This is a genomic window from Cyanobacteria bacterium FACHB-DQ100 (assembly GCA_014695195.1).
GTDB lineage: Bacteria > Cyanobacteriota > Cyanobacteriia > Leptolyngbyales > Leptolyngbyaceae > Leptolyngbya.
On sequence record JACJNW010000028.1, the window covers coordinates 929,570 to 950,412 of the forward strand.

General features: G+C 48.7%; 26 protein-coding genes and 1 pseudogene. 16 read left to right on the top strand and 11 right to left on the bottom strand.

From position 1 onward, the window contains the following. The first annotated feature begins 102 nt into the window (after nucleotides 1–102). The 3 genes from H6F51_15550 to lptC all read left to right on the top strand — a co-directional run bounded on the left by H6F51_15550 (nucleotide 103) and on the right by lptC (nucleotide 3,622). Nucleotides 103–1,698: a methionine--tRNA ligase gene (locus tag H6F51_15550; GenBank protein ID MBD1823897.1), complete on the top strand. Its 1,596-nt coding sequence runs from the start codon at nucleotides 103–105 to the stop codon at nucleotides 1,696–1,698. Nucleotides 1,699–1,766: 68 nt separating this feature from the next. Then, a complete protein-coding gene (locus H6F51_15555; protein MBD1823898.1) occupies nucleotides 1,767–2,384 on the top strand; it encodes an NYN domain-containing protein in 618 nt (205 codons plus the stop codon). 86 nt (nucleotides 2,385–2,470) lie between these two features. Next, nucleotides 2,471–3,622 carry an LPS export ABC transporter periplasmic protein LptC gene (lptC, locus tag H6F51_15560; GenBank protein ID MBD1823899.1) on the top strand — a complete coding sequence of 384 codons (1,152 nt, stop codon included), beginning with the start codon at nucleotides 2,471–2,473 and terminating at the stop codon, nucleotides 3,620–3,622. 17 nt (nucleotides 3,623–3,639) lie between these two features. On the opposite strand, the gene H6F51_15565 is transcribed toward lptC, so the two are convergent. Further along, nucleotides 3,640–4,035, bottom strand: coding sequence for a nuclear transport factor 2 family protein (locus H6F51_15565; protein MBD1823900.1), 396 nt, complete (start codon nucleotides 4,033–4,035; stop codon nucleotides 3,640–3,642). 75 nt (nucleotides 4,036–4,110) lie between these two features. Between H6F51_15565 and queG the strand changes: the two genes are divergently transcribed. Further along, the gene (gene queG, locus H6F51_15570) at nucleotides 4,111–5,016 is read left to right on the top strand and encodes a tRNA epoxyqueuosine(34) reductase QueG (protein ID MBD1823901.1); all 906 of its coding nucleotides are present in this window, start codon (nucleotides 4,111–4,113) and stop codon (nucleotides 5,014–5,016) included. 59 nt (nucleotides 5,017–5,075) lie between these two features. Here queG and H6F51_15575 read toward each other — a convergent pair whose 3' ends face one another. Then, nucleotides 5,076–5,390 carry a thioredoxin family protein gene (locus H6F51_15575; GenBank protein ID MBD1823902.1) on the bottom strand — a complete coding sequence of 105 codons (315 nt, stop codon included), beginning with the start codon at nucleotides 5,388–5,390 and terminating at the stop codon, nucleotides 5,076–5,078. Between the two features lie 129 nt (nucleotides 5,391–5,519). On the opposite strand from H6F51_15575, the gene H6F51_15580 reads away from it, so the two are divergent. Continuing rightward, a complete protein-coding gene (locus H6F51_15580; GenBank protein ID MBD1823903.1) occupies nucleotides 5,520–6,086 on the top strand; it encodes a DUF2854 domain-containing protein in 567 nt (188 codons plus the stop codon). Nucleotides 6,087–6,138: 52 nt separating this feature from the next. On the opposite strand, the gene rpmA is transcribed toward H6F51_15580, so the two are convergent. After that, entirely contained in the window at nucleotides 6,139–6,408 is a 270-nt protein-coding gene (rpmA, locus tag H6F51_15585; protein MBD1823904.1) for a 50S ribosomal protein L27, read from the bottom strand. A 35-nt stretch (nucleotides 6,409–6,443) separates the two neighbouring features. After that, nucleotides 6,444–6,797: a 50S ribosomal protein L21 gene (gene rplU, locus H6F51_15590; GenBank protein ID MBD1823905.1), complete on the bottom strand. Its 354-nt coding sequence runs from the start codon at nucleotides 6,795–6,797 to the stop codon at nucleotides 6,444–6,446. A gap of 183 nt (nucleotides 6,798–6,980) precedes the next feature. Between rplU and H6F51_15595 the strand changes: the two genes are divergently transcribed. Both H6F51_15595 and H6F51_15600 read left to right on the top strand, forming a co-directional pair. Then, a complete protein-coding gene (locus tag H6F51_15595) occupies nucleotides 6,981–7,817 on the top strand; it encodes a PRC-barrel domain-containing protein (protein ID MBD1823906.1) in 837 nt (278 codons plus the stop codon). Between the two features lie 108 nt (nucleotides 7,818–7,925). Beyond that, nucleotides 7,926–10,079, top strand: coding sequence for a VWD domain-containing protein (locus tag H6F51_15600; GenBank protein MBD1823907.1), 2,154 nt, complete (start codon nucleotides 7,926–7,928; stop codon nucleotides 10,077–10,079). A gap of 45 nt (nucleotides 10,080–10,124) precedes the next feature. Here H6F51_15600 and H6F51_15605 read toward each other — a convergent pair whose 3' ends face one another. The 4 genes from H6F51_15605 to H6F51_15620 all read right to left on the bottom strand — a co-directional run bounded on the left by H6F51_15605 (nucleotide 10,125) and on the right by H6F51_15620 (nucleotide 12,273). Then, nucleotides 10,125–10,793: a hypothetical protein gene (locus tag H6F51_15605; protein ID MBD1823908.1), complete on the bottom strand. Its 669-nt coding sequence runs from the start codon at nucleotides 10,791–10,793 to the stop codon at nucleotides 10,125–10,127. A 117-nt stretch (nucleotides 10,794–10,910) separates the two neighbouring features. Beyond that, nucleotides 10,911–11,390, bottom strand: coding sequence for a flavin reductase (locus tag H6F51_15610; GenBank protein MBD1823909.1), 480 nt, complete (start codon nucleotides 11,388–11,390; stop codon nucleotides 10,911–10,913). A 121-nt stretch (nucleotides 11,391–11,511) separates the two neighbouring features. Continuing rightward, nucleotides 11,512–11,631: a photosystem II protein Y gene (locus tag H6F51_15615; protein MBD1823910.1), complete on the bottom strand. Its 120-nt coding sequence runs from the start codon at nucleotides 11,629–11,631 to the stop codon at nucleotides 11,512–11,514. 87 nt (nucleotides 11,632–11,718) lie between these two features. Continuing rightward, on the bottom strand, nucleotides 11,719–12,273 hold the full coding sequence (locus tag H6F51_15620; GenBank protein ID MBD1823911.1) for a gamma carbonic anhydrase family protein: 555 nt from the start codon (nucleotides 12,271–12,273) through the stop codon (nucleotides 11,719–11,721). A 96-nt stretch (nucleotides 12,274–12,369) separates the two neighbouring features. Between H6F51_15620 and H6F51_15625 the strand changes: the two genes are divergently transcribed. The 3 genes from H6F51_15625 (at nucleotide 12,370) to H6F51_15635 (ending at nucleotide 14,774) form a co-directional block, all read left to right on the top strand. Then, nucleotides 12,370–12,879, top strand: a complete 510-nt coding sequence (locus H6F51_15625; GenBank protein MBD1823912.1) for a TIGR02652 family protein — start codon at nucleotides 12,370–12,372, stop codon at nucleotides 12,877–12,879. Nucleotides 12,880–12,884: 5 nt separating this feature from the next. After that, complete coding sequence (locus H6F51_15630) at nucleotides 12,885–13,298, top strand: VOC family protein (GenBank protein ID MBD1823913.1); 414 nt, start codon at nucleotides 12,885–12,887, stop codon at nucleotides 13,296–13,298. Nucleotides 13,299–13,409: 111 nt separating this feature from the next. Further along, on the top strand, nucleotides 13,410–14,774 hold the full coding sequence (locus tag H6F51_15635) for an ATP-binding protein (protein MBD1823914.1): 1,365 nt from the start codon (nucleotides 13,410–13,412) through the stop codon (nucleotides 14,772–14,774). Here H6F51_15635 and H6F51_15640 read toward each other — a convergent pair. After that, complete coding sequence (locus H6F51_15640; protein MBD1823915.1) at nucleotides 14,746–15,102, bottom strand: hypothetical protein; 357 nt, start codon at nucleotides 15,100–15,102, stop codon at nucleotides 14,746–14,748. The genes H6F51_15635 and H6F51_15640 overlap by 29 nt on opposite strands. 111 nt (nucleotides 15,103–15,213) lie before the next feature. Between H6F51_15640 and H6F51_15645 the strand changes: the two are divergent. From H6F51_15645 to H6F51_15670, 6 genes and pseudogenes are all read left to right on the top strand, one after another. Continuing rightward, nucleotides 15,214–16,296, top strand: a pseudogene (locus H6F51_15645) (AI-2E family transporter). A gap of 141 nt (nucleotides 16,297–16,437) precedes the next feature. Next, the gene (locus H6F51_15650; GenBank protein ID MBD1823916.1) at nucleotides 16,438–16,689 is read left to right on the top strand and encodes a hypothetical protein; all 252 of its coding nucleotides are present in this window, start codon (nucleotides 16,438–16,440) and stop codon (nucleotides 16,687–16,689) included. Nucleotides 16,690–16,804: 115 nt separating this feature from the next. Then, entirely contained in the window at nucleotides 16,805–17,008 is a 204-nt protein-coding gene (locus H6F51_15655) for an RNA-binding S4 domain-containing protein (protein ID MBD1823917.1), read from the top strand. Nucleotides 17,009–17,050: 42 nt separating this feature from the next. Continuing rightward, the gene (locus tag H6F51_15660) at nucleotides 17,051–17,830 is read left to right on the top strand and encodes an MBL fold metallo-hydrolase (GenBank protein ID MBD1823918.1); all 780 of its coding nucleotides are present in this window, start codon (nucleotides 17,051–17,053) and stop codon (nucleotides 17,828–17,830) included. A gap of 181 nt (nucleotides 17,831–18,011) precedes the next feature. Then, nucleotides 18,012–18,290: a 4a-hydroxytetrahydrobiopterin dehydratase gene (locus tag H6F51_15665; protein MBD1823919.1), complete on the top strand. Its 279-nt coding sequence runs from the start codon at nucleotides 18,012–18,014 to the stop codon at nucleotides 18,288–18,290. 142 nt (nucleotides 18,291–18,432) lie between these two features. Then, nucleotides 18,433–19,245 (top strand): helix-turn-helix domain-containing protein, encoded by an 813-nt coding sequence (locus tag H6F51_15670; GenBank protein MBD1823920.1) that lies wholly within the window; start codon nucleotides 18,433–18,435, stop codon nucleotides 19,243–19,245. Between the two features lie 32 nt (nucleotides 19,246–19,277). Here H6F51_15670 and crtC read toward each other — a convergent pair whose 3' ends face one another. Together crtC and H6F51_15680 are read right to left on the bottom strand one after the other, a co-directional pair. Then, nucleotides 19,278–20,171: a cyanoexosortase C gene (gene crtC / locus H6F51_15675; GenBank protein ID MBD1823921.1), complete on the bottom strand. Its 894-nt coding sequence runs from the start codon at nucleotides 20,169–20,171 to the stop codon at nucleotides 19,278–19,280. Nucleotides 20,172–20,196: 25 nt separating this feature from the next. Next, a complete protein-coding gene (locus tag H6F51_15680; GenBank protein MBD1823922.1) occupies nucleotides 20,197–20,805 on the bottom strand; it encodes a hypothetical protein in 609 nt (202 codons plus the stop codon). Nucleotides 20,806–20,843 lie beyond the last annotated feature (38 nt).

Genomic DNA, 20,843 nt, shown 5'->3' on the forward strand with positions numbered 1-20,843 from the left:
TTAGAGACGTGCTTCACTTTAAGAGCGATCGTTCTCAAAATCCAGTTAAGCCCCTACCCGGATTGATTTAGTTAATTAGAAGGGGTTATTTTCACACTCTTTATGACTTTACCTCCAGAAAAGCCTACTTTTGCTCTCACAACACCGCTTTATTATGTCAATGATTTGCCCCACATTGGCAGCGCCTATCCGACGATCGCGGCAGATGCGATCGCCCGATTTCAACGATTGCAGGGGAAACCGGTTCGATTTGTCACCGGAAGCGATGAGCATGGACAAAAAATTCAGCGGACTGCCGAAAGTTTGGGGCGCAAGCCGCAAGAACACTGTGACTTGATCGTGGAAGGCTTTAAGCGGCTGTGGACAAAGCTTGATATCCACTACGATCGCTTTATTCGCACCACCGATGAGCGGCATCATGCGATCGTCAAGGAGTTCTTCCAACGAGTATGGGAAAACGGTGATATTTATCTCAGTCAGCAGCAAGGTTGGTATTGCGTTTCCTGCGAGGAATTTAAAGAGGAGCGTGAGTTATTAGAAGACCGTCGCTGCTCAATTCACACCAATAAGGAAGTAGAATGGCGCGACGAGGAAAACTACTTCTTCCGCCTGTCTCACTATCAAGAAAAACTGGAAAGACTCTACGCAGAACATCCAGAATTTATCCAGCCCGAAATTCGCCGGAATGAAGTGCTGAGTTTTGTCGGTCAAGGGTTAAGAGATTTTTCAGTTTCGCGAGTCAATTTCGACTGGGGATTTCCGGTTCCCGTCGATCCAAAACATACGATTTATGTTTGGTTTGATGCGCTCCTTGGATATATCACAGCATTGCTCGAACCGGATCAAGAACCGACGTTAGAGAATGCAAGTTCTAAGTGGTATCCGTTTGATCTTCACATTATTGGAAAAGATATTCTCAGGTTTCACGCCGTTTATTTTCCCGCAATGTTAATGTCAGCCGGATTGCCCTTGCCAAAGATGGTATTTGGACATGGGTTCCTTGTGCGTGATGGCGTGAAGATGGGTAAAAGTAGTGGCAACGCGATCGATCCAGTCGCCTTAGTTGAACGATATGGAGTCGATGCGTTTCGATACTATTTCCTCAAAGGCATCGAATTCGGGCGGGATGGCGTGTTTGAAGAAGGGCGCTTCGTCGATATGTGCAACGCCGATCTTGCCGATGGATTTGGTAACTTGCTGAATCGTAGTTTGGGCTTGATTCACAAAAATAGTGGTGGAGTGGTTCCGGAGGTCGAAATTTCAGTCGATCATCCGTTGAGGGCGATCGCTGAAGGGCTAGGAGAACGGGTGGCAAAAGCTTATGACTCTCTAGCGTTTAATGTCGCTTGTGAAGAAGTTTTAACGCTGATTCGATTGGGTAACAAATATATCAACGAACAGGCTCCCTGGTCGCTTTACAAATCAGGGAAAAAGCAAGAGGCAGAAGAAGTTCTCTATGCAGTCTTGGAGTCGGTGCGCTTGGCGGCGTATCTTTTAGCACCGATTATTCCTCGCACTAGCACGTTGGTTTATCAACAATTAGGTTTTAATGTTGACTTTAATGACGCTAACTTAATTGATATGTCAATTGCTTTCCCCGATCAGTCAAAATGGGGAATACTTCGTGCTAAACAAGCACTTCAAAAACCTCAACCTGTTTTTCAAAAACTCGAACTTCCGGTCGAAAGTTCACCCTAAGTGCGTGATGAATGTTCGCTCTTTATTTTCGTTCAAAACTTTTCATAAAAAATCTGAGGATAGCAACTGTGTTGAACCATATTAATCACGAAGCAGAGACAGTATTTTCGCCAGAGCAAGTGCTCGAAAATCGCGGACGGGTTGCCATTTTTATTGATGGCTCAAACCTGTTTTATGCTGCGTTACAACTCGGCATCGAAATCGATTACACAAAGCTCCTGGTACGGCTCACTTCTGGTTCAAGATTGCTGCGATCGTTCTTCTATACCGGGGTCGATCGCACCAACGAAAAACAGCAGGGATTTCTTCTGTGGATGCGGCGCAACGGATATCGCGTGATTTCTAAAGACTTGGTGCAACTGCCTGATGGCTCGAAAAAAGCGAATCTCGATGTTGAAATTGCGGTCGATATGATGTCGCTGGTGGGGTCTTACGACACGGCGGTTTTGGTTAGCGGTGACGGAGATCTCGCGTATGCGGTGAATGCAGTCAGCTACCGTGGGGTACGGGTTGAGGTCGTGAGTTTACGATCGATGACCAGCGATAGCTTGATTAATGTTGCCGATCGCTATATCGATCTGGACAACATCAAAGAAGACATCCAGAAAACGCCCCGGAGTTATACGTATCGTCCGTTAACCAGTATCGGTTTAATGGATGAACACGATGATGAGCATTCGCCTTAAAGTAAAGAAGTCGGGAGCAATATCGGGATAAATTTCGTCGTTTGTCCCGGTAGCTCCCTGGTTCTTTTGGTTTGAGGAATTTTATTTTGCGTCGTTCAATCTTCTTGAATCTAGCTCTCATTGCGCTGCTCATCGGCGCAAGTGGTTGTGGCGATCGCAATCGCACGGCTGAAAAGTTGGCAACAGACACACAAGGCGCACAGAAGTTTGATAGCAACCTGACGTTTAATAATGTGACGCTAGAGCAAGCCAACGACAAAGGGCAGCTTTGGTGGCGCGTGAAGGCGAAGCAGGCGGTCTACGCCAAAGATCAGAAGAACGCAACGGTGCAAGAGCCAAAAGGGGAGCTATTCCAGGATGGTAAGCCCATCTTTAAGCTCGAAGCGCAACGCAGCGAGATTCAGCAAGACGGAAAATCAATTATTCTCAAAGGGCAAATTACTGCCGTTGATATTCGCGATGGATCGGTTCTCAAAGGTAATGAGATGGAATGGCGACCGACCGAAGATGTATTAATTATTCGCAACGGATTCAACGCAGACCATAAGCAGATTCAACTGGCAGCTAAAGAAGGTCGGTTCCTGACTCGCGCTCGACGAGTAGACGTAACCGGGCAAATTGTCGCACAGGCGAAAGACCCAACGCTACAACTGCGAGGAGAGCGATTAACCTGGCTGATCCAAGCGCAGAAATTAAGCAGCGATCGACCGATTCAAGTCGATCGCTATGAAAACAAGCAGGTGAGCGATCGTGGCGGTGCTGACCAAACTGAGGTCGATCTGAAGTCTAAAATTGTCAATCTTCGTCAGAATGCGCGGATTGCCCTACAAAGCTCAAATACGCAAGTCAGCAGCAATGCCCTGAGTTGGAATGTTGATCAAAAAACGCTGTCTGCGAGCGAACCCGTGACGATCGTGAACTCTGCTCAACAGGTGACGCTGACCGCAGATCAGGGCGAAATGCTGCTGGATCAGCAAATTGCAAACCTCAGTGGCAACGTGCGGGGCGTTGGGGAAAGGAATCAATCGCGATTGAGCGCCGATCGTGTGAAGTGGTTCTTGGCGACACAGCAGTTTGAAGCAAACGGCAATGTGAACTATCAGCAGAGCAATCCGCCCTTTAGTATTGCAGGCCCGCAAGCCTCTGGAAAGCTAGATACTCAACAGGTCGCGGTGAACGGCGGACAGCAAGGGGGACGAGTGGAAATCCAGATTACACCGCGCGGGTTAGGACGGTAAAACCGTATCAGTTTATTTTATTGACGCAATTTCATTAGTTCTTGGGGCGAAGCGTTCAGTTTAATCCGCGTGAACATCAATTGATCATTTGAGTCGAGCGTAAAGTACCAAGTGACATTTACGCCGAACATAGGCATCTGAACTCTTCCCGTAATTTGAAATTCGATCGCATTTTGGTCGGTGGTATGAGACGTTCCAGCTTGCGGCAGAGCAGTTAATCCAGGGGCTTCTTTTTGCAGGTAAGCCGTGATCGCTTCTCGCCCAATGATCGGTTGCTCAAACGGAGGTTGCATTGCACCTTCGATCGCAAACAACTGACTGGTCGCCTCAAATTCTCCAGCATTTAGCGTCTCAAAATATCGCAAAATTATTGGGTGTGAAATGCCTTCAATTTCGATCGATTGCGTTTGCATGGGTTGATCTCACTCGCTCCGACCAAGCTACTGGATTATTAGAATAGAAGTCCTGCTTCTGCGGATGGAATTTTGATGTCACGAACGGAAGAAATTAAGCAAAAAGCGATCGAGCTTGGGTTTCACAAAGTCGGCATTGCCTCGGTGGACAATTCGGCTCAAATCAGTGCAGTTCAAGCATTGCAGAAATGGCTTGATCGTGGCTTTCAAGCAGACATGGCATGGATGGAAAATCCGAAGCGTCAAAATATTCGGGAATTGGTGCCAGGAGCGCGATCGATCATTGCTGTGGCGCTGAACTATTACACTCCGCAGCAGCGACCGGAGGGAAAAGAATATGCAAAAATTTCCCGTTATGGTTGGGGACGTGATTACCATCGGATTTTGCATAAGAAATTGAAGGCATTTTCGACCTGGCTAGAGCGTGACGGTACACAGGCACGTTATTTTGCAGATACAGCTCCAGTACAAGATAAGTTTTGGGCGCAACAAGCAGGACTCGGTTGGATCGCGAAAAACGGCAATGTGATCACTCGCGAATATGGTTCTTGGGTGTTTCTCGGTGGCATTGTCATCGATTTAGAGTTAGCGATCGATCAACCTTACACGCAGCATTGTGGAACCTGTACCCGCTGCATTGATGCTTGTCCAACGGATGCAATCACAGAACCATTTGTAATCGATGCAAATCGGTGTATTGCGTACCATACGATCGAGAATCGTGCCGAAACGCTCCCAGAGATTAATCTCAAGGGTTGGGTGGCAGGATGTGATATTTGTCAGGATGTTTGCCCCTGGAATCAGCGATTTGCCCAAGAAACCGATGTCCAAGATTTTCAGCCGCGATCGTGGAACGTTGCACCCACCCTGCAAGAACTAGCTGAGATTTCGGAAGAGGAGTACGATCGACGCTTTACCGGGTCAGCTTTGCGGCGAATTAAAATTGAGATGTTACGACGAAATGCGAGAGCCAATTTTTGAGTGTCAGACGGTAGCACAAATTAGAGTTTGAAATCTACCGTCTGCGATCGTGTCTCTACTTAGTTCGATTCTGCTAACACTGCTTGCAACCGACTGCGAAACTCACCCTTGGGGTGTCCGCCTTTCACTTCACCCAGAATTTTGAACTCTTCCTCCGGTGAATCACAAATAATGTAGGTGGGCCACCCCATCTCAGCTTTATCGGGGTACTGAGCCAGCAAAATCTTGCGGTACTTCCGATAAGTTGCGGTATCTTGCATTTTCACATCTACAAACTGCAAGCCCAACTCCTCAACCACTTTTTGGTCGTAGAACGACATCTTGTGACAAATTCCGCAATCTTCCGACGAAAACTTAATTACTGCACGAGCCATACTCAAATCATTTTTGGAATACCGTTCCAGCGTAAAAGATCTTGAGGTCGATCGCGCCGATTTCGTAAAACTCCGTTAACTGGAATTCTGCGATAATAGTGTTAATAAATATTGCAGCGAGTCAGTCTTATGTTTCTTCGTCGAATTCCTCTCGGTGCGTTATGTCTGGGTGGAGGAACCATTATTACGATCGTCGGATTTGCCGCGTATGCGCTAAACTATGCCGCCCTCAACATGATCGGGTTCTTCTATGGAATTCCTCTACTCTTAGGTGGTGTTGCACTTAAAATCACTGAATTGCGCCCTGTGCCGCTCAGTGTGCCCACAACCCCCGAAGTAGAAGCCCTGAAAGCGACTCAAGCAACCGCTACCCAAAAACAAGTCTTCGACGATGTAACGCGCTTTCGCTACGGACAAGAAGCCCATCTTGATAGTGCGCTCAAGTTCTTGGGACTCAGCCCAAGCGATGACGATCGCCCCACCCTCATTGGTCTGCGCGAGGAAAATCGAGACGGCGCTTATGCCATGGTGTTAGAATTCGACTCCCCGTTTATCTCGCTTGAAACCTGGCAGAAAAAAGTCGAAAAAATGACCACATTTTTTGGTCCAGGAGTTCGAGTCGAAGTGGCTCAACCTGAAGAAGAACGAGTCGATCTTGCGATCGTTGCTACCCCCAGCGTCACTGCTGCCGTTTAGCGACTAAAAAAGCCGTCCAAAGTTGGACGGCTCTTAATCCTTCGAGTTCGACTTAAGCCGAAACTTCTGCAACTGAATAAACGCTGACCTTCTGACGATCTTTACCCATGCGCTCGAACTTCACTTCACCTTCGATCAGCGCAAACAGCGTGTCATCGCTGCCCCGTCCGACGTTATTTCCAGGATGAAACTTCGTGCCGCGTTGACGCACCAAGATATTTCCTGCCTTCACGACTTGACCGCCGAACCGCTTTACACCCAAACGCTGAGCATTAGAATCGCGTCCGTTGCGGGTACTACCTGTTCCCTTCTTATGAGCCATAATTCCCTCTGAAATGGTGTTCTCGAATCTCTAGATTAACCGTTCGCTTGTTCTTTGGTCGCGATCGCGCTGCCGCCCAAGCTGATTGAATCAATCATAATCCGGGTCAATTCTTGACGATGACCACGTTTTTTGCGGGTTTTCTTTTTCGGTTGCATCTTGTAGACGATTACCTTGCGTCCGCGCAGGTGACGCATCACCGTTGCCTGAACGATCGCGCCTTCTACAACGGGCGCGCCCACGCTGATGTCCCCTTCGTTGTTGACCAGCAAAACGCGATCGATGTCGATCTGCGAGTCTACGTCTCCCACAAGGCGATTCACATCATAAAAGCGACTCGGTTCGACCCGAATTTGCTGCCCTGCGATCTCGATAATTGCGTAAGCCATGAGTTTTTCCTGAGTAGTCGCCGTACAGGTCGCGATCTCTACGAATCGCCGTTGACAAATACCTGATCCGAGCATGAATTGTAAGCCAGTTATCTAGTATGCAAAATGTAAAGCGATCGTGTCAAGTCACATTTTCTGCGGGTGCAAGATACACTGAAAGTAAGGTGAACATTTGAGATACCTATGGCAGAAATCGTCCGGCAGAGTGAGCTACTGAATCAGACTGTCCTTGATCGCGCTTCGATGCAGGAAGTAGGACAGGTAGAGGTACTGTGGATGTACCCGAAAGTGAATCGGGTGTTGGGATTTATCTGCAAATCGGGCTGGCTTGGCAAGAAAAAAACGGCGTTTAACTTGGATCAGCTAGAAGCGATCGGGAGCGATGGCGTTTTGGTGAATTCGCCGCCTGTCGAAACAGATGTCGAGAAGGTGAAACAGCTTGAATCGCTTGTCAATTGCGAAGTGTGGACGGATGCAGGCGATCAAGTGGGTAAGGTTGTCGATTATCTGTTTAATTTAGAAACGGGTGAAATTGAGCATTACTTATATGTTTCCGATGGTTGGGGAGGCATTGTGGGAAGCGTTTACCTTCTGCCACCGAACTATATTTTGAGATACGGCAGTCGGCGGGTGATGGTTCCCAAGGAATCGGTTGAATCGTTTGCGGTGTATCGGGGTGGAGTGCAGGAAAAATTCTCGAAAGTTAAGGATTTGTTTAGTGAGGAGAAGGGTCAGGTGACGCAAGAAGTGCGATCGCTTGCCGAACTCGCTCGCGAAAAAGCTCGCCGATTAAAGGAAAAGGCGCGATCGTTCACCGAACAAGCCTACGAATTTGTCGAAGATATTGCGCTTGATGAAACAGAGCCTTATGCTGCTCCGGCTTCTGAGCCTGCACCTTGGGACGATTGGGAAGATGAACCCGCTAAGCCAAAATCGCAGGAACTCAAAACGCCTGTCGAGCCGAAACGATCGCCGAAATCCCCAACTGCTGATGCTTGGGATGACGACGACTGGATGTGAAGATTATGAATTCAAAATAGTATTTCTCCGGATGGCAGGTCTTTCTCTGTCGTAGTGAATTTGAAGTGCTGACATGAGCGACTCAATTTCAAACGATAGAGAAAAACTATGCAACGAAAATGGATTACGTTTTTGGGACTGTTGCTGAGTAGTGTATTGCTCATTATCCTGAGTCAGGCGCAGCCCGCCTTGTCGATCGCGCCTCCTGCGGCAACAGTGACCAAAATCGCGGCGGACATGGGCAAATTGATCGGACGTAAACCGACGCGCCCGATTCTGATTACAGATAAGAAGTCTGCCCCTTCTATCTTTGCCCAAAGTATTAAGGATGCGGCGGGACATGGAGCAGTGACGATCGCTGCAACCAAAGAAGGCGGCAAATGGCGGGAACAAGACGAAGGCGAGACGATGGATACCTGCTGGATCGTTTGGCTGTCCTCTTATGCTAACGATGCACAAGATAAATCCCTGCTGGCTCACGAAATCTATCACTGTTTTCAAAACGAGCTGCTTGGCGTGAACCAGTTACCGGAATGGTTCATCGAAGGATCGGCAATGTGGGCAGGTGAAGAATACGCAGGCGGAACCAAGATGAGCAGTCCGATGTGGAAGGACTACTTAAGCGGCGAAAAATCACTTTTTGATCGCGGCTACGATGCGATCGGCTTTTATGCCCACTTGAAAAATAGCGGAGTTGATGTTTGGAAGCGGCTCGACTCGATTATGAAAACCGCCTCAAACGATTCGGATGGCTTGTTCAATCAGTTCGTCAAATCTGCTGGAGATTCTTTTCTGACAACCTGGGCATCTGGACTCGCTCGGAAATCTGAGGCGGGAGCGGATTGGAATACCATAGGGCCGGGAATTACTGCGGATAAACGATCAAGTAAGGCGACCACCGTTTCTTCCAGTTCGCCACTGTCCCGCGAAATCACACGCGGAACTCAAGCCCTGTACGAGATTAACGTTCCTAGCGGAAAGATCATTCAGTTCGATATCAAAGGATATGGAGCCTTGCGCTGGACGGGTGGTAGTAGCGACATTCTGAAATTTAGCCAGGTATTTAATAAGCGCTACTGTGTGGGAGAAACCTGTCGCTGTGAAAATGGAAATTCTCCCTCCGGTGTAGAATCGGCTCCGTCAAATCAAGTTCTGCTAGCGGTGACGGGTACTACACGATCGACCAAGGTTGATGTGACGGCTGAAGACAATTCTTGTAAAGAGAAGAAGCCCAATAGCGGCAGCGGAAATAGCGGCGGAAGCTCAGGCAACACGGGATCCAACTCGCCGAATAGCGGCAACACAAAAACCGGAGCAAGCTATGGTGATCCGCATTTGATCACCTTTGATGGGTTCCGCTACAGCTTCCAAACGATCGGCGAATTTCTGCTGAGCCAATCTCAGGATCAGAAGTTTGTCGTTCAAACGCGGCAAGCTCAAGTGCCGGGGCAAGAATTGACGCTGAACCGTGCGGTTGCCTTGAAGGTCGGCAACGATCGCATTGGATTCTACACCGCTAAAGACTCAGCCCCGATCGTGCGCGTCAATGGAGACGTGAGCACCAGCGATCGCCGCTCTTTTGCCGATGGCTCAATGCAGAAACGCGGCGATCGGGAATATGTAGTGCAGTGGAATAGCGGAGAACAAGCCACAATTCGACTGATTGAAGTTGCAAAAATGACGTTTCTCAATGTCACGCTCAATGTTCCAAATCGATCGAATCGGTACACTGGATTACTAGGAAACTTAGACGGCAATGCAGCAAACGACTTGCGAACCCGTTCGGGCAAAGTCATTCCAACAAAATCGAGCTATGGACAATTCACCAGTGCGCTGAGTAATCTGTTACCCACGCCTATTCCTTTGTCAAGTATCGAAACGGCGTTTCTCGATCAGCTTCATCGTGAGTTTGGTGATAGTTGGCGGATTCAGCAAAGCGAGTCGCTGTTCGATTATGAAGCGGGACAATCGACGGAAACGTTTAGCGATCGGCGTTTTCCCCGCCGCTATCTGACATTAGGCTCATTGATGCCTGCTCAACTGCGATCGGCAGAAGCCGTTTGCCGCAATGCGGGAGTCGAAGCGAATTTGCTAGAAGGCTGCATTTTTGATGTGGGACTGACGAATCAGCCTGGATTTGCTCAAGCCGCAGCAAATGCGTTAGTACAAGGAGTGATTGATCGGGCGGTCGATCGCGTCATCGATCAAGTCCAAGAAAAAATTCCGGTGAAGCTTCCAGTGCGGATTCGCTTCCCTTGGTAAAGAAAACCGTGCACTCGACAAGACCGATTGAGTGCACGGTTTTCTTTAAATTGCGTCAATATTAACGGTTTCGATCGCGGGTGTCGTCTTCGCAACGGTTGATCGCTGACGAGACACTAACTCTGTTCCAGTGCGCTGTTTATTAGCGCGATACTTTTCTGTGATTTTTTGACCCGTCAAGAAATTGCTGCTTTCGCGAGTTTCGGCTCCGGCCAGGCGATCGAACTGTCGCACATCTTGACCAATCAGCACCAGACGTTTCGACGCTTTATCAATCCAGAAGCGGTGCAAAGTCTGTGTTCCATCGCGAGAGCCGCGTAGCTGATCGACTAAAAGCACACCGTTCTCAATTTTGATCTGAATCGATTCCAACATGCCGCCGCAGTTTGAACACAGCAATAGACGTGGAGCCATGCCGATACGCTGCCATTGACCGTTCGGCTGTCGCTGCAAAACGAGCAGCATCCGGGCACGATCGCCTCCCGAATTTGCCGTTTGAATCAATCTCAAAACCGTATCCGCTCTGCGATCGCCATTGAGGTCGCCCTCAACTTTGCCTTCAATTTGCCATCCTTTCGGCACTAGGGCTTGGATACTGGTTCCGTTTGAGGGAAACCCGACCGGATTAATTTGCTTAGAAGATTGAGCAATTGCAGGCGCAACCGGAGCGATCACAAACATCGCCAATACTAGAGTCGAAATTGCACGTTTCATACAGGAATGATTGAACTACCGGGCTTCAGTAGTATAAGCTTCAAGCCCGATAATTCTTACTGCGGAAATTACGAGTTTGAAAGCTCGAATCAACCGTCGCTCGATCGAGCGATTAACTTAACCGCCGTACTGCCAACCTGTGCTTTCGAGCAGGAGCGGTTCACCTTCGCGATGCACTCCAGCCGCGATCACTTCACCCACAAACACCGTATGATCCCCATGATCCACGGTTCCGACGACTCGGCATTCCACATAGCCAAGCGCCTCGGAGATAATTGGGCATCCGGTTTCGCCTAAGTAGAACTCTACATCCTCGAATTTGTTACCGACTCGACGCTGCGGCTTAAAAAATTTCTGCGCGAGGTCTTTCTGTCCAGCTTCTAGAAAGCTCAGTGCAAATACGCCACTGTTGCGAAGCATTTGGTTGGAGCCAGAGTCGCTTTTAACGCAGTTCACGACGATCGGTGGCTTAAACGATCCCTGCATCACCCAACTTGCAGTAAAGCCGTTTACATTTTCTCCATCTTTGACACCGCAGATATACAACCCATGCGGAATCTTCAGCAACATTGCTTTTTTTGCCTGTTCGTCGAGCATTGCAGGTTTCCTTAAATTTGTACCGATTAACTTCTCAAGATTAACAAGCGCGATCGCAAAACAAAACCGACTTCTCTACGGTGAGAAAAGTCGGCTCAAGCGTGAAGGCTTAATTTAGCGGTTACTTTGCCAAGAAGCCCTTCACTTGCTGTAATGCGTAAGGAAGAATTCGAGAAACAGCCCAACCCCCTGCCAGAATGATCGGAAATAACACGATTAGGACGCGAAAATCAAAATCCATACCCGCTCTCTCGCTTAATCAGACGTTTCAATAATTTAAATTTGTACCGTATTTCGTGTAGCTTTCAAAGCAGTTTTCTCAGAGGGTTCACATTTGTACACGAAAACCGAGATCCGTTCCTTTGTTCGCGTGAACGAGTGCTAATTTCTCGTAATGTTGAGCGTGTTCGATCAGGTGTTCGACTTCTGAATCTAAAAGTTCACGAATCGGCTTGCCCGGAACGCCAACGACTAACGATCGTGGTGGTACATCCTTAGTCACAACTGATCCCGCTCCAATGATGCTGCCTGCTCCCACTCGTACCCCATCAAGGACGATCGCCCCGATACCAATCAAACAGCCCCGCTCGATATGAGCGCTATGAATCACGGCTCGATGTCCCACCGTGACAAATTCTTCGAGGATCGTCGGATGACCCGGATCACCGTGAAGAATTGCCCCATCTTGAATATTCGTGCTGGCTCCAAGGCAGATTCTTTCTACATCGGCGCGGACGACTGCGTTATACCAAATGCTGGCTCCAGCAGCGATTTCGACATTGCCAATTACCGTAGCATTAGGCGCAACGAAGGCAGCGATCGTCAAATCAGGAGGATTCCAATAAGACGGAGAAAAAAGAATTGGGACTTCAGAAGGATTCACGGTGATAATGAGACTAGAAACGCGCAAAGAGAAGACCGTTATAATAATTTCACGATCGCGCTTCACTTTAATGAAATATTCGATTTCCCGCACTTCATGATTAATCCCAGTTTGCAGTACCCGATATTTGGACCCGAAATTCAGTGCCCACACTGTCGGCAAACGATCCCAGCGTTGACTCTGACAGATACCTATTTGTGTCCACGCCACGGCGCGTTTGAGGCGAATCCGAAGACAGGCGAACTCATTCACCTCCAATCAGCGCGACACTGGCGGCTGTGGAATGATGAATGGTATCGCCAACACACCCACCCGGATGGCATTCGGTTTGAGATTCATGAGGCGCTCGATCGACTTTATACGCAGGGCTACCGAGCGACTCGCGTGATTATTGCTCAGCGCTATAAGGAACTCATCAGCACGTATTTAGAGCGGAGTACCCCTTGGAGGGGACAATCCGATTCTCCGAAACCGAGACTTTATGGGCTTCCGGTCGAGTTTAGTCCTGATCCAAAAGATGATCCCTGCTGGGATGTAATTAATTTTGATTTAGAGAAGGAACCAGGAGCGCCTGTTCGCTATCCGTATTTTCGATTGTTTGAATAGAGCCAATGCACCACGTTTCGATCCGAACGGCTGATATTTTCAGGGCGATCGCATTCTACGAGCAGCTTGGATTTCAAGTGTGTGAGCGATTCCAAACGGGTTATACCTTAGCGTGCTGGATGGAAGGCTTGGGCGGACGGATCGAACTGCTGCAAATTCCTGAACCGAAACCCGTACCCGATGCCTTTCACGATGAGCATTACACCGGATACTATCATCTGTCGTTTGATGTGACGGAATTGACCGATGAATTACCGCAGTGGATCGAATCGCTGAAAACGAAATTGGGTGAGCAAGATCAAGCATTAACGGTGTTACTGGAGCCGGCACAGCAAATGATCGGCGATCGCGTGTATGAAGTGGCATTCATTGCCGATGCGGACGGATTACCGATCGAATTTCTCAATCGGCTGAAGTAATGAAACTCAGGAAGGCGAATTCAGACTATCTCTAAGAAATTCGATTTGTCTTTCATGCCGAAATTCGGGCAGTAGAGTACCATGCTCTCACCCGGATCGATTTGGTGTGGTATGCGCTCGGAACCCTTTCTCGACAACTGGACCTATCTCAAAGTTGAATTTAACTGGCTGGAGCGGTTGTTGTTGACTGCCGTGGCGAAACAGCGCAAGGACGTAAAGACGATCGAGCGAGTATCGCAAACTAAAGCCGATCTCGTTACCAGTCATTGGTGGAAAGGATTGATTAGTTTAGACGAGGCGATCTCGTCAGATTCTCCGGTTGAGCGGCGAAAATCTTCGCCTGCTCCAACCTATCAGCAGCAACTAGACGCACGGATTCAGTCAAGTGGGCAGCATGGAATTGGCTTGGCGCTGCCGATGCTGCGTGATCGCTTGAATCTGACAACGTTTGAGAAAAATGTAGTTCTAATTGCCCTCGCGCCGGAAGTTCACCGACGATATGCTCAACTGTATGGCTACTTACAAAGCGGTCATGATGTTGCTGAGCGACCGACGATCGATCTCGTACTCCGCTTGCTTTGTCGAACCGATGCAGAATGGCGGACGGTGCGATCGAGCTTGAGTGATTCCAGCCGATTGATGAGATCGGGGTTGATTGAGGTAGAGGAGAATGATCGATCGTCGTTTTTATCGCGATCGATCAAGCTTTCCGATGAAGGCGTTAATTTTTTGCTGAGTGAGCCAGCAGAATTAGCTGAACTAGAAGAGTTAATTGCCGCTCAGATGCCCGCGCCGATCGCAATGACGCGATCAAGGAAATCCGTCAATCTGGTATTGCCGGAAGCCGTTCAAGCGCAACTGGCGCAAGTTTGCGATCGCATTCGATTTGCACCCCAGCTACAAGCTTGGGGATTTACCGCATCGACAGGCGTGACTGCTTTATTGATCGGTGCTAGTGGAACAGGGAAGACGATCGCGGCTCAATCGATCGCCCAAAAATTAGCCCTGCCACTGGCTGAAATCGATCTCGCGATCATGGATGATTCGATCGAACTGATCGAAGAGTTGATTGATCAGGCACCAGAATTCGTATTGATTAAATCGGCTGAACGGTGGTTAAAGCGATCGGCTCCGATTGCACAGGTGATTCAACTGATTGAGGCTCGTAGCGGTTTAACTTGCTTTAGTGTGCGACATCGACTTGCAATCCCAACCGCACTACGATCGCGCATTCACTTTACGATCGAATTTCCTAAACCCGATGCTGCGGCTCGTGTGCAGCTTTGGAAGCAGGCATTTCCCGAAGTAACGCCGATCTCTGAAATAGACTGGCAAACATTGGCTAAGAAGCATTCCCTTACTGGGGGAGAAATTCAGAAAATTGCAGAGATTTCGGCGATCGAAGCCCTTTCACAAGATGCCTCAGAAATCGAGTTACATCACGTTCTTAAAGCAATCTCCCGACTTTCCCAATGAGCGGCAGGACGATCGATTTTCGCTGCCACAACCGCACCATCAGAACCAAATTCAGCACAAAGTAACCCGAAGTGAGAAAGCTTGCCGTCAACAATAGCGGCAACTGCGCGGAGTCAGACGTAAAGGCGCTCGCGCCCATCAATCCGTAGAGCAACAGCCAGCCCATCGCAAGCTTCACCACGAATCGACTCAATGCGCGTTCTCGGCGGCTGCTCGATTGTCGATACAGCGTCCAAAGGGCTGGAAAAAATCCAAAAACGGGTAAAAGATAGAAAAATAGCCGCAAATGCCGGACTGCATCGGGTTCTAGGCGATCGAAATCATTCATAAGTCAAAGGGATCACGGCGGAAGGAGGATGAACCGAAACCAAAGCGCGATAATAATAACTAGAGACTGCCCAAAACGATCTCGTGAATTACTGTCGTTAGTTGTTGCATCATGCCTCATCGCAATAAAGTGTGGATTTGGTGGGATTCTTTATCTCCGGTATTAAAAGCGGTTGTGATCGCCTTTTTTGTGCCGCTTGTGGTGTTGAATGCGTGGGCGATCTCGTCTATTTTTGATTATTTTCATTCTTTATTAGTCATTGTCGCTGGCGCATCGTTGCTGACCTTTTTGCTGAATTATCCAGTTAGCTATATGCAGCAGCACGGAGCGACACGAGGACGGTCGGCAATTGTCGTGTTTCTGTTTACGATTTCGGTTTTACTTGCGATCGGGGTAACGCTGGTTCCGTTGGCACTCCAGCAAGCTCAACAGTTGGTGGTTCGATTACCAGATTGGATCGACTCAGGACAACGACAATTAATCCTGCTCAATGATCAAATCGAAAAAGCTGGATTCCCAGTGAGTCTTGATGTATTGGCAGATCAAATCACGGCTCCATTGAAAAATCAATTGCAGCGATTAGCCGGGGATATTCTTGGGTTAGCGGTGATTACTGTCACCAGTTTGCTCGATGTTGTGTTGACGTTAGTATTGACATTTTATTTGCTGCAACACAGTGATCGTTTGTGGCAAAGTTTAGTTGAATGGTTGCCGCCTCGGATTCGAGATCCATTTAGCGAAACATTGCGCCTGAGCTTTCAGAACTTCTTTTTCAGTCAGTTGATCTCGTCTACCTCGATGGGGTTTGTGCTGACGGTAATCTTTCTGACGTTGCGCGTTCCGTTTGGATTGCTGTTTGGGTTAACGATCGGCACAATGGCGCTGATTCCATTCGGCGGATCGGTCGGGATTGCGTTGGTCTCGCTGCTGGTAGCGTTGCGCGATATTGGGTTGGGCGTTGAGGTGTTGATTGCCTCGTTGATTGTGCAGCAGATTATTGAAAATCTGATCATGCCGCGCGTGCTAGGTAGCTTTACGGGACTGAATCCGGTGTGGGTGTTTGTTTCGATTCTGATGGGGGCGCGGGTTGGCGGATTGCTAGGTGTGGTGGTGGCAGTGCCGATCGCGGTTGTGATTAAGAGCATTTTGGTGTCGTTGCGATCGCCTCATCCAACGATTTTAGTGACCACAGATCCGCATCCGGTGACGATCGGGCGATCGGACTCGGCGGAACTGACAAAAGCGACCGACAGTTAACGGTGTAATGTGCAATTGCTTGATAGTTCTTTTCGGTGTTCGCCCATACTGAATCTGTCCTGTTTAGGGTGAACTCAGATGCCTAGAACGCCGACCGAATTTTCTGTCCATATCATGATGGAAGGTGGACATCGCGAAGAAGTGCGATTTCCGACAATTCAAGACTTTCAGAAGTGGTACAGTGGCGAACTGATGCCAAAAGCCGCTTCAGAAGATTTTATTAGTGTTCCGATTAAAAACATCCAGGGCGAATACATGGTGGTGCGTCCAGCGCGAGTAGTAAGTTTGCGAGTTGAGCCAGTGTTTGCGGGGAGTGTTGATCGCTATTAAATTTCTAATTTTCAGATCGCGCAGAGCGGCTTAGTCGCTCTGCGCGATTTCGTGATTGCATCCCGATTTTGCAAACCATTCGGTACGATCGAATGACGTAATCAACGATACGAAAATGCAGGACGACACGATTCAAGACGACACAATTAAATTAGATCAATTTCTCAAGTTTCAAGGACTGGCGCAGACGGGTGGACAGGCGAAACTGTTAATTCAGTCGGGAGAAGTGCGGGTAAATGGCAAGATTGAGACCCGACGCGGACGCAAATTAGTCAAAGGCGATCGCGTGACCACGCTGGGAGAAACCATTGAAGTCTAATCTCCCTTAGAATCAAATGGAGTAGCGTTCCGGTCAGCGACAATGTATCTTACTTGGCTTGATAGTAATTCCTGGCTGATCGAATTAGCCGATCGACGCATTCTGCTTGATCCGTGGTTGGTCGGCGAATTGACCTTTGGCAATGTCGGCTGGTTGTTCAAAGGAACACGATCCCACGATCGCCCCATTCCCGAAAATCTCGATCTGATTTTGCTGTCTCAAGGCATTGAAGATCACGCCCATCCTGAAACGTTGAAGCGGTTGGATCGATCGGTTCCGGTTGTTGCTTCTGCAAGTGCGGCAAAAGTTGCACAAGCGATCGGCTTTAAGTCGATTACGACGTTAAAACCTGGAGAATCGTTCACGCTCAGTTCATCGGTGCAAATTCAAGCCACTGTAGGCTCGGCATTAGGTCCGGGGACGCAGGAAAACGGCTATTTGCTAACAGAATTACCAACCGGGGTAACAGTGTACTATGAGCCGCACGGAAGTCATCCTTCAGCATTACCCACTCCAATCGATGTCGTGATCACACCGATAATCGATTTAGCCTTGCCTCTAGTGGGTTCGATTATCAAAGGGACTGAGAGCGCGATCGAGCTTGCGAAGCAAGTCAAACCACAAGTCATGCTTCCGACCGCAGCTGGTGGAGAGATTCAATTTGAAGGCGTTTTGATCTCGCTGCTCAAGGAAATCGGCAATGTTGAGGATTTTCGCGCCAAACTGACTCAAGCGAATCTCAATACACAGGTGATTGAACCCAAACCGGGCGATCGCATTGAGATTGCTGTCGAGTCGGCGACGATCGCAAATTCGCTCTAAGTCTAACGAAATTAACTGGCTTTGTTGTCCAATCTGGGAAGCCCCCTAAATCCCCCACGGGTGGGGGACTTCAAACCGAAAAAGGTGCAAGATTCTCAAACTCTCTCATTTATGGGGGATTTAGGGGGCAAGAAGCCGCTCAAACCGAAGCGAAAACTCCAAACTTCATAAAGGTGTGACTATGCCCCCACTTTCCAGACAAGAACTCGAAACCGAACTCAAACAGCTTGAGGGTTGGACAATTCAAAACGGCAAACTGCATCGTGAATTCAAATTTCCCTCGTTTGTCGAAGCTTTCGGATTCATGTCAAGCTTGGCACTCGTTTCCGAAGCGCTTGGACATCATCCAGAATGGTTCAACGTTTACAATCGCGTCACGATCGACCTCACCACCCACGACGCTGGCGGAATTACCTCGAAAGATATGGAGTGGGCGCGTCGAGCCAACCAATTGGAATAGATTCAGCAAAATGTCCAGATTTTTTACGTTAGTCCGGAAGAGCGAAATAATCGTGCGTAAAGGGTTCCTACGTAACCTAGAGAACATCGTCTGAACCTTGTACAGAGACGATCGCAATTCTTGATTTTGGCGAGGACTGGAAATGTTAGCGCAAGATTTGAAAATCACCAGCATTGTAGGAACAGGTGAGGAGTCCTCCGAAGGATTCCGCGCTTTGCTTTCTCAAATTGAATCCGAACTTTGTCGCAGCGAAGTCTTTCGTCGCGCGGTAGCAAGTTTGGAAGAAAGCCTTCCTGAAGGCGCATCCGCACAATTTTGTCTCAAAGCTGTTGGACGAGAAGCGATTCGATTAGCGCTGCAGGAAATGATGCCCCAAGCCGCCTCAGCGCCAAAACCTGCTGAGCCTGTTCACTGCAAGAAGCCACTATCCGAGTCGGAGCAGCATCGCCAGACAGGTTTAGCTCGATTAGGCGCACAAATCCGCACTGCCCGCCAAGTCCAAGCAATGTCGATCGCGGAGTTGCACAGCAAAACGCTGGTTCCGGTACATCAACTGCAAGCGATCGAAGCGGGTCACGGAGCGCACTTGCCCGAAGATATCTACCTGCGGGGATTCATACACCGCATTGCCAAAGCGCTTGATCTCAATAGTGATCAGCTTCTCGAATTGCTGCCTGAGATCGATCCTGTCAAAGCTGTCCTGCCGACTTGGTATCATCCCCCGCAAAAGAGCGCGATCGAGATTGGTGGAATGGCGCTAAAACCTGTGCATCTCTATCTCGGCTATGCCGCAATGTTGAGCGGCGGGTTCGTTTGGCTCTCGCACCAATCGGCTCCTAACACATCAATGAAGAGCTTGAATTCGCCTCAAGTTGAACCCGCTTCCAAAGCTGAAGCTCAACCGACTGCAAAAATAAGCGCAAAGATGCAAGTTTCTGCACCCGAACGGCTCTAGAAAATTCTGAAGGCATTGATTAACTAGATTGATTAACCAGTGCCTTCACGCTTTAAATTCAAAATTGGCTGAATTGCGTAATAGTAAATCGTAAATAGCACTCCAGAAAAAACCTGTCCGCCGATCGATCCATGCCAAAACTCAAACGCAGCTTTCCCCCAGTAAACGGCTGCTAATACCATTACTGCAATTCGTACAATATTGAGTAATAACGCCAAGGTGATTCCGATCGCGATCAACCGCACCATCACGATCGCTCTCACTCGAAACGCTAATCCGATGATCACGGCGGCGATCATAATGACAAACGCCATTTCAAATCCATCACATCCGGGCGCAACTTCCACGCTTCCGGCTGGCAAAATCACGAACTCATTCTGCAAATCAACAGGTTGCCCGATCGCCCGCAATACCCAACTGCCTCCCCACGCCATAAACTCCGCCAAAGCTTTCGGTGGCGCAAAGATACTCCAGAGGTGACGGGCGATGCGCTGCCAATTTGGATGTAGGCTGATCGTGAGCAGCGCGATCGCCAACCATTGATGGCGCAAAAAGCTTAAGCCAAGATAGCTCAGGGTGCCGCCAATCAGCATAATCATGCAGCCAAACGCTTGTGGAGCCGTAGCTGGGTAATAAAAATAAAAAATAGCTAGACCGCCCAGCACAAGGCTACTTCCAAGCCATTGATCTTCGGTTAGGGGTTGGTCGAGTGAAGCGTGATGCTGATCGCGTCTTAACTGTCGAACGGCAAGCCCGATAAGCAGCACATTCAGAATCAAATGGGGCATCCCGCTTACTTGAGTCGTTGCAGCAAGCGATAACCAAGTCGGAAAATACACGCCCAGTCCGAGTGCTGCACCGAGCAAAAGAATCCAGTTATGGATTGATCTCAGGCTTGATTTGAAGTCGGAAAAATCTCTAGGCATCCATGTTTAAAGTCAATGTCTAAAATCAATGTCTAAATAAGTACAATCCGTAGCGCCCTAGAACCAAAAGCGAAATTCCAATCACAGCAAAATTGCCAACGGACAGAAAACCAGTTTTGAAAATGCTGTTATTTGCCGTTTGCTTTGCGGTCTCTGTGCGGGTAGTGAGTTGCTGCATGGCTTGCTCTATCTGCTGCGGTGAGATTTTCCCTGCCGCATTGGGATCAGATTGAATCGCCTCGATGCGTGAGCTAAGCTGCGAGGACTGAGCACTGATGCGATCGAGTGCTTGACGCTGCAACGATAAGCTATCCTGTGCCACTACTGCACAAAACAATAGAAACGAAATGCCGATCGCAAAACAAAATAGCGAGATCGATCGCAGCAGTTTTCGCCGTTCGGCTCCGTAAATTAACAGAGATAGCCCAAACAAGATGACAATACTGCGGTTGCTAATTTGTTGCAGCGTTCCCAAACGCCAACCTGCTTCTGCAACATTGACGGGAAACACAATGACTAGAAAATCGAGCGCAAAAGCAACCAGACAAGTGCACCCTACGATGCGACAAAGCTTTTTTGCGCGTGACGACTCAATTAGCGGGGAACTCACGATCGGTTTAGAAGTAAAAGTCATACAAAAGCGACGCTAAAGTAATCTCTACAAAATTCGGT